The sequence below is a fragment of the Streptomyces sp. NPDC060184 genome, from assembly GCF_042728795.1.
Classification (GTDB): Bacteria; Actinomycetota; Actinomycetes; order Streptomycetales; family Streptomycetaceae; genus Streptomyces.
Genome location: NZ_JBHWYX010000016.1, coordinates 79,892 through 83,734, shown reverse-complemented (window position 1 = coordinate 83,734; position 3,843 = coordinate 79,892). Strand labels below are relative to the sequence as shown.

Below are 3,843 nucleotides of genomic sequence, written 5' to 3'. Positions count from 1 at the left end.
CGGCGGGCGGGTCGGCGGGGCGGGTCCCCCGGTGGCGGCGGACCACATGCCCCGAGCCACCGCCAGTGGCTGCGCTGCTGCTCGGTCCGCCGCGTCCATGTGATCCGGGGACGAGGCTTCCGACCGCCGGGCCGGGCGTCTCCGAGGACCGACCAGACTTTCGTCGAACCTCCGGTGTTCGACTCAGAATACGTTGCACACTTATGTGTCTCATTTCTTTCCATCGGCAGGCGGTCCATGAACGCAGGGCGGGTACGAGGGGGCAGACGGCTGGGACTGACCAGTCTCACGGTCGCGGCGAGCGGCCTGCTCGCCCTGTTGATCGGTGTCGCGTTCGCCATCCTGCTCTGGGCGATCGCCGACGCGAACAGCTCGATCTCGGCCAGAAGGGCGTCCCGGTCGGCCCTCGTCGAGGCGGGCGGTATGGAGCAGTTGCTCGTCGACATGGAGACGGGAGAGCGCGGCTTCGTGATCACGAAGCAGGACGATTTCCTCGAGCCCTGGCAGACGGCGCGCGAGAAGCTCCCCGCGATGACGCGCCGGTTCGTCGACAGCACCACCTCCCCGGAACAGCGACGCGCCGCGGAGCGGATCGCCCGCGGCGTCGAGTCCTTCCTGGACGACTACTCGGTCCCCCTGGTCCGGATGGTCCGTCAAGGTGATCCGGCTGCCTCGGGCCTGGCGGAGACGGCCGAGGGAAAGCGGCGCGTGGACGTCCTGCGGGACCAGTTCGAGCGGTACATGGCGGACGAGCGCCGACAGCTCGCGGAGCGTACGGACGCCGCCGGGACCAACAGCCACCAGGCGGTGCTCGCCGCCGCCCTGGGGGTCGCGGCGTCGACCGCGCTGGTCGCGGTCTTCACCGTGCTCCAGCACCGCGCCGTGGTCAGACCGGTGCGCGGAACGGCGTCGGCGGCGCGGGAGTTGGCGGAGGGCGACCTCGGGGTGCGGATCCCGCCGAGCAGGGTGGCGGAGATCGGAGCCCTGGGCGCGTCCTTCAACAGCATGGCCGCCTCTCTCCAGGACAGCCGCAGGAGAATCATGGAGAGCACCGAGGCGGTCCACCGGCGTACCGCCCGGGACCTGCACGACGGGGCGCAGCAGCGCCTGGTGAGCCTCATGATCGGGTTGCGGCTGGCACGGGAGATGCTCCCCGGGACCGAGGCGGCGGCGGCCGATCTGCTGGACCAGTCGATCGACAACGCGCAGACGGCCGTCAACGAGTTGCGGGAACTCGCCTCGGGGATCTATCCGCTGGTGCTGACGGTGAAGGGACTGGTCCCCGCGGTGCGGGACCTGGCCGCGCGGTGTCCGGTCCCCATCGTCGTCGACAGCAGGGACGAGCGCCGGATCTCCTCCACCGTGGAGTCGAACGCGTACTTCGTCGTCGCCGAGGCGGTGACGAACGCGGCCAAGCACGCCGACGCGTCCCGGATCGACGTCCTCGTCGAGTTCGACGACGTGCTGCGGATAAGGGTCGCCGACGACGGCATCGGCGGCGTGGGCAAGGCCGTCGCCGGCAGCGGGATGACCGGTCTGGCCGAGCGCGTGGCGGCCTTCGACGGCAAGCTGGTCATCGACTCCCCTCCCGGCGGTGGCACCACCATCCTGATAAGCATTCCGATTCCGGCGTGACCGCGTCGTCAACCGCCCGACGGGCCGGGCCGCGGAGTCCGGCCCGGGTGCGGGCGGCCGGCCGCGGTGCGCGTACCCTCCGCGCGCACCCGCCGGGTGGGCTCCCGGGCGGCGACCGGGTTCGCGACGGCGAGAGGGCGTCTCTCACATACGTGTGGTGCGACGGAACCCTCACCCCGCAGGATCGGGCACCGTACCCTCCGCCGGGCGAGGCACTGCGGACGCCGGGCGCGTCGCCGGGCCGTTCGTGGCGGTCCCGGAGGCCCCAAACCCACATCGCGTGCGGAACACATACCTTTAGACTCCGATCGGACATGTTGTCCGACGTGTTCTGCAGTGGTATGACGGGAAGACACACCATGACTGATCAGCGGCCCACTCTGGTTCTCGTCCACGGGGCCTGGCATCTGCCTTCCACCTGGGACCTGCTGCGCGGAGAGCTCGACACCCTCGGCTACCCGAGTCTCGCAGTGAAGCTGCCCACCTCCGGACCCGACGCGCACGGCGGGGTGCCGGACGACGCCGAGGTGATCCGGGCGGCGTGCGAGGGCGTCGACGGGCCCGTCGTCGTGATCGCCCATTCCTACGGCGGCATACCGGCCACCGAGGCCGTGGCCGGTCTCCCCCGAGTGCGGCGGCTGATCTACGTGGCGGCCTTCGTCCCCGACGTCGGTGAGTCGATGTACACCATGGTCGGCGCTCCCGAACCCGACGCGGTGGAGGGGATGTTCCCCATCAGCGACGATCCCAGGGCACAGCTCTACGCGGACGTGCCCGAGGCGGTGGCCGACCTCGCCCTCGGCCGGCTGGTCGACCAGCACCACCGCTCGTTCGCCGACTGGGTGACCCGGGCCGGGTGGCACACCGTGCCCTCCTCCTACGTCGTCACCGAGCAGGACGCGTCCCTCGCCGTCCCCGTGCAGGAGAGGTTGGCCGCCCGCACCGAGGACGTCCGCCGCATCGCGACCAGCCACTCCCCGCACCTGTCCCGTCCGGCGGAACTGGCCGCGCTCATCGACGACATGGTCCGCGACCGACCGTCCGGGCCGTGACCGACGGCGGGTGGCCGGCACCGCCGTGCCAGCCGCCGGGGCGCTCCTCGCGGAGTTCCCGGACACGGCGGCCGTACCGCTCGATCTCGCCGACCTGAAGTCGGTGCACGCCTTCTGCGAGAGCTGGCGGGGGCCGGTCGACGCCGTGGTCGCCAACGCCGGAGTGATGATGCTCCCGACCCGTCAGGTGAGTGCGGAGGGGTGGGAGATGCAGCTCGCCGTCAACTACCTGGGGCACTTCGCCCTGGTGCTCGGCCTGCACGACGCGCTGCGGGCGGCGGAGGATGACCGGTTCCGAGCGGCGGGGCCCGGCAGACCTGTCCGGTCTGCCGGGCCCCGCCGCGATCCTCCTCGCACACCCCCGCCCGCTCACTCGGCGAGCTGGACCAGCGCGTCCCAGTCGACACCCTGCAGCTCGGTTCCCCGCCGCACCTGGAGGTAGGTCGCGGCGAGCCATTCGGCGAACGGCTCGGTGGGTATCTCGAAGAACGCCGTGAAGGCGCCCCCGATCCGCATGAGGAAGGTCGCCTCCACGCCCTCGAGCTGGTGAGCCGGCCAGAGAACCACATCGCCCTCGCCCACGCGCAGGGACATTCCCTCGGCGAGCAGGTCCCGGGAGACGACCCACCGGACGGGCCACTCGCTGTCGGCGCGGAAGACCATCGTGACGGCCAGCGGATCGTGCGGGTCGTACGAGAACTCGCAGGCGAGCGCCACGGCCAGATCGTCGTCCAGCCAGCGGGTGATCTCCAGCGAGAGGTGGCTCTTCTTCATGGTCGTCTCCTGAGGGTTGTCCCGTGATGCGTGGTGGATCGGTGCGCGGCGTCCGGTGCGGTGCGTCGCGAGGCGGAGGTGCGTCCCCCTACTGGATTTATGCGGACGTTCCGACGACGCGGCGAGGTGCCGTACTGTCGTCGCGCACCCACCAGGAAGTGCGGGACAACCCTCGGGGACCCGGCCGGACGACCGGCCGACGGCATGGGGGTGAGCTCTGCTCCCGTCGCGCGGCCACCGGCCGCCGGTGCGCGGCACGGGCGCGTGTCAGTCGATGGCACGCAGGGACCCGGGCCGCCGGCGGGCCGCGGCGACGGCCGCGACGACCCCCGTGATCAGAACCCCTGTCACCGCCAACGTCTTGGCCTGGCAGACGATCAGG

At 71.5% G+C, this 3,843-nt stretch carries 4 protein-coding genes; 3 read left to right on the top strand and 1 reads right to left on the bottom strand.

The window, feature by feature from the left end; genetic code table 11:
• Positions 1–237: 237 nt before the first annotated feature.
• The 3 genes from ACFWEE_RS13485 to ACFWEE_RS13475 all read left to right on the top strand — a co-directional run bounded on the left by ACFWEE_RS13485 (position 238) and on the right by ACFWEE_RS13475 (position 3,129).
• Positions 238–1,635, top strand: a complete 1,398-nt coding sequence (locus ACFWEE_RS13485) for a CHASE3 domain-containing protein (protein WP_386888778.1) — start codon at positions 238–240, stop codon at positions 1,633–1,635.
• A 359-nt stretch (positions 1,636–1,994) separates the two neighbouring features.
• Positions 1,995–2,687, top strand: a complete 693-nt coding sequence (locus ACFWEE_RS13480) for an alpha/beta fold hydrolase (protein WP_386888776.1) — start codon at positions 1,995–1,997, stop codon at positions 2,685–2,687.
• A 10-nt stretch (positions 2,688–2,697) separates the two neighbouring features.
• Positions 2,698–3,129 carry a hypothetical protein gene (locus ACFWEE_RS13475; protein ID WP_386888774.1) on the top strand — a complete coding sequence of 144 codons (432 nt, stop codon included), beginning with the start codon at positions 2,698–2,700 and terminating at the stop codon, positions 3,127–3,129.
• Here ACFWEE_RS13475 and ACFWEE_RS13470 read toward each other — a convergent pair.
• Positions 3,057–3,461, bottom strand: a complete 405-nt coding sequence (locus ACFWEE_RS13470) for an SsgA family sporulation/cell division regulator (protein WP_386888772.1) — start codon at positions 3,459–3,461, stop codon at positions 3,057–3,059. The genes ACFWEE_RS13475 and ACFWEE_RS13470 overlap by 73 nt on opposite strands.
• Between the last annotated feature and the right edge of the window lie 382 nt (positions 3,462–3,843).